We start from the raw sequence: 2313 nt of genomic DNA, 5'->3' as shown, positions 1-2313 counted from the left end.
GGAACGTCTTGGCCTCCAGCGGCAAGGCGCCCGGCACGATAAGGCTCGCACCGCCCCAGGACAGGTCACGATGGCGCGCGATGAGCGGCGTTTCGGCGCCTGAAAACATGAGCTTGGTCAGGGTTTGAAGCGGTCGGCGCAAATGCGCGCGACGCTGGATGAACGGCAGGTCTGGATTGGGCATCGCGCGGCGCGTGACCTCGTTGGCAAAAGGGAGCGTCGACCGGCACGTCGACGCGGGCGGGATCTGTCGGAGAAAGCGCGTGCGCGTCCCACGCGCGCCTTCGCAGAGCCCTGTCCGGGCAGGGAGCGCATGTCGAGCGTCGGCAGACGCCGCGCGGCTGACGTGCCCCCCTGTCCAAGGACGACGGCGACGGATCGGGTACACACATGAACATCCTCCACGGGGGTGTCGCCACCGACAAAGACAGGCGCTCATCGCCGCACCGCGCCTTCTCGGCGTTGGTGTCACCGGTCACGCTGGCGTCGACCGGCGGCATCCACCTCAGCGCGTCCAGCGCATCGGCGTGGTCGAGCGTGATCAAGCGATCCTGATCATACGGAGCAATCACGCGAGGATCTCCTGGCGTGCGAGCGGTTGCGGCACCACCTCGATGACCCGCTCGGCCCCGAACCGCTGGATCAGCGTTTGCCGGGCCTCGTCCAAGTCGCACCCCGGCGCGATCAACGTCAACCACTCGGTAGGACGGTCCGTGACGCGATACCGGTAGACGCGCAGCGCATTCCTGGCCTGCATCTCGGCCTGCAACCTCGGTTGACCCGCGTCAAATTCCAGGATGGCCGCGCGCTCGTCGACAGCCTCCTGAAGGTCGCGACGTTGCGTTGGCGTGAGCGGCGGGAGTTCCCGATTCAACCTTCTGCCTCCTGCCGCCACGCGACCAGACCCGCCGCCAGCGCGCCGGCCATGCGCCGTTGCGCGGACGCCTTCGCCAGTTCCGCTTCTTCTTCGGGATGCGCAATGACGCCCGCTTCGATCAGAAGCGCAGGCATCCGCGCGTGACGCAGTACCGCTAGACGATCAAAGGCATCAATCCCCCGCACCGGATCGAGACAGGGACGATGCTCGCCATCGATGTCCTCGGCGTGATGCCCCGTCGCTCGATACCCGCGCGTTTGCAGGGCGTCACCCACCGGCAGGGCCAGACGCAGACCCCCGTCCTCGCCACACGACTGATCCCGGCTGACGAACAGCGAATACCCCTGGGCATACCGCGAATACCGAAAGGTTTTCCCGTGTTTGTGAACCTCGGTGAGATCACGCGGCTGGACGCTGTCGTGATGCACGGAGATCAGCAGATCCGCACCCAGCGCATTGGCCTGTTCGGCGCGCGCGCGGGGCGTCAATGGCGTTTGCCCGCGATTCGCACTCAGCGTCAGCAAGACCGGCTTGAAATCCGGCTTCGACGCCAACGCTTCCACCAGCGCATGAGACAGCGCGCGATTGAACGCGAACTCCGGCACGCCGCTCGCACTGATCGCGCCCGGCGAGTCGGGCGAATGCCCAACATCGATCGCCACGAGGCAAGGACGCTCGCCAGCGAACGTCCCTGGCAATGGACATCCCGCGTCACGTAAACCCCGCCGCAACACCTGAACCATCGGTTTTAGTCCGCGCAATGCCCACTCCGCAAGCGATTGAATGGCCTCGGTCGGCGAGGCGGAACAACGAAAAGATTGTTCATGAGCGATTGGAAAATAACCGCTTGCCGGTCGGCGCAAGATTGGGCGCGGGCAGATTGCCCGTCTTGCGTTCCAAAACGCGCCGCTCGCCGTGCGCCAAAGGCGATGCGCTTTCGCAAGACGTTGTCATCCATTGCTCGCCAATGACCTCGGAATGGCCCCGAAAGGCGTTGATGAAGGCGCTGGTTTAATCAAGCGGACCGCGTTTCGACAGAGGGCTTTCCGTGTTGGCTCGATTGATGTTGAAACCCGACGTGAAGACATCGGGAATGGTTCAAGGGTGAAATCACGATCGGCCCCGCCATCCGCGACCGACGTCACGTCCACTTGTCCGGTGTGTCGGATGATTCGCCGTGTCCTGCCACATGACGGTTGCGGTCGAATTCCTCGCTGATCAGCCTGAAACGCATCCGAATGTGACTGATGTGCGATTGAATCGTCCGCAGCCGCGCGAATTGCGGTTCGTAGACGTGAATGAGGTCTTTCTCCCAGCCCGTGAGGCGACCGAAATTGCTCATCGGGTATTGCTGGCTGATCCGGCCATCCTGACCCTTGCCGCGCTTGAGATAGACCGTGCGCCGCTTCGCGTGGACCCGATACCACTCGATCTGG

Annotated in this window: 5 protein-coding genes; 1 reads left to right on the top strand and 4 read right to left on the bottom strand. The window is 63.9% G+C overall.

Annotated elements, in window-relative coordinates:
* Positions 1 to 184: hypothetical protein (locus QZY07_RS15405; RefSeq protein ID WP_295404531.1), on the bottom strand; the 184-nt coding region annotated here is incomplete at its 3' end.
* 206 nt (positions 185 to 390) lie between these two features.
* Here QZY07_RS15405 and QZY07_RS15400 point away from each other — a divergent pair.
* The gene (locus QZY07_RS15400) at positions 391 to 555 is read left to right on the top strand and encodes a hypothetical protein (RefSeq protein ID WP_295404529.1); all 165 of its coding nucleotides are present in this window, start codon (positions 391 to 393) and stop codon (positions 553 to 555) included.
* A gap of 13 nt (positions 556 to 568) precedes the next feature.
* On the opposite strand, the gene QZY07_RS15395 is transcribed toward QZY07_RS15400, so the two are convergent.
* The 3 genes from QZY07_RS15395 to mobI form a co-directional block, all read right to left on the bottom strand.
* Entirely contained in the window at positions 569 to 874 is a 306-nt protein-coding gene (locus QZY07_RS15395) for a hypothetical protein (RefSeq protein ID WP_295404527.1), read from the bottom strand.
* A complete protein-coding gene (locus QZY07_RS15390) occupies positions 871 to 1539 on the bottom strand; it encodes an N-acetylmuramoyl-L-alanine amidase (RefSeq protein WP_295404525.1) in 669 nt (222 codons plus the stop codon). Before QZY07_RS15390 ends, QZY07_RS15395 begins: the two co-directional genes overlap by 4 nt.
* 479 nt (positions 1540 to 2018) lie before the next feature.
* The coding region (mobI, locus tag QZY07_RS15385) for a conjugative transfer protein MobI(A/C) (protein WP_295404524.1) at positions 2019 to 2313 on the bottom strand (295 nt) is incomplete at its 5' end.

Source organism: uncultured Thiocystis sp. (genome assembly GCF_903866365.1).
Taxonomy (GTDB): Bacteria; Pseudomonadota; Gammaproteobacteria; order Chromatiales; family Chromatiaceae; genus Chromatium.
The sequence above is the reverse complement of the archived record's forward strand: the minus strand, read 5'-3'. Positions and strand labels throughout refer to the sequence as shown.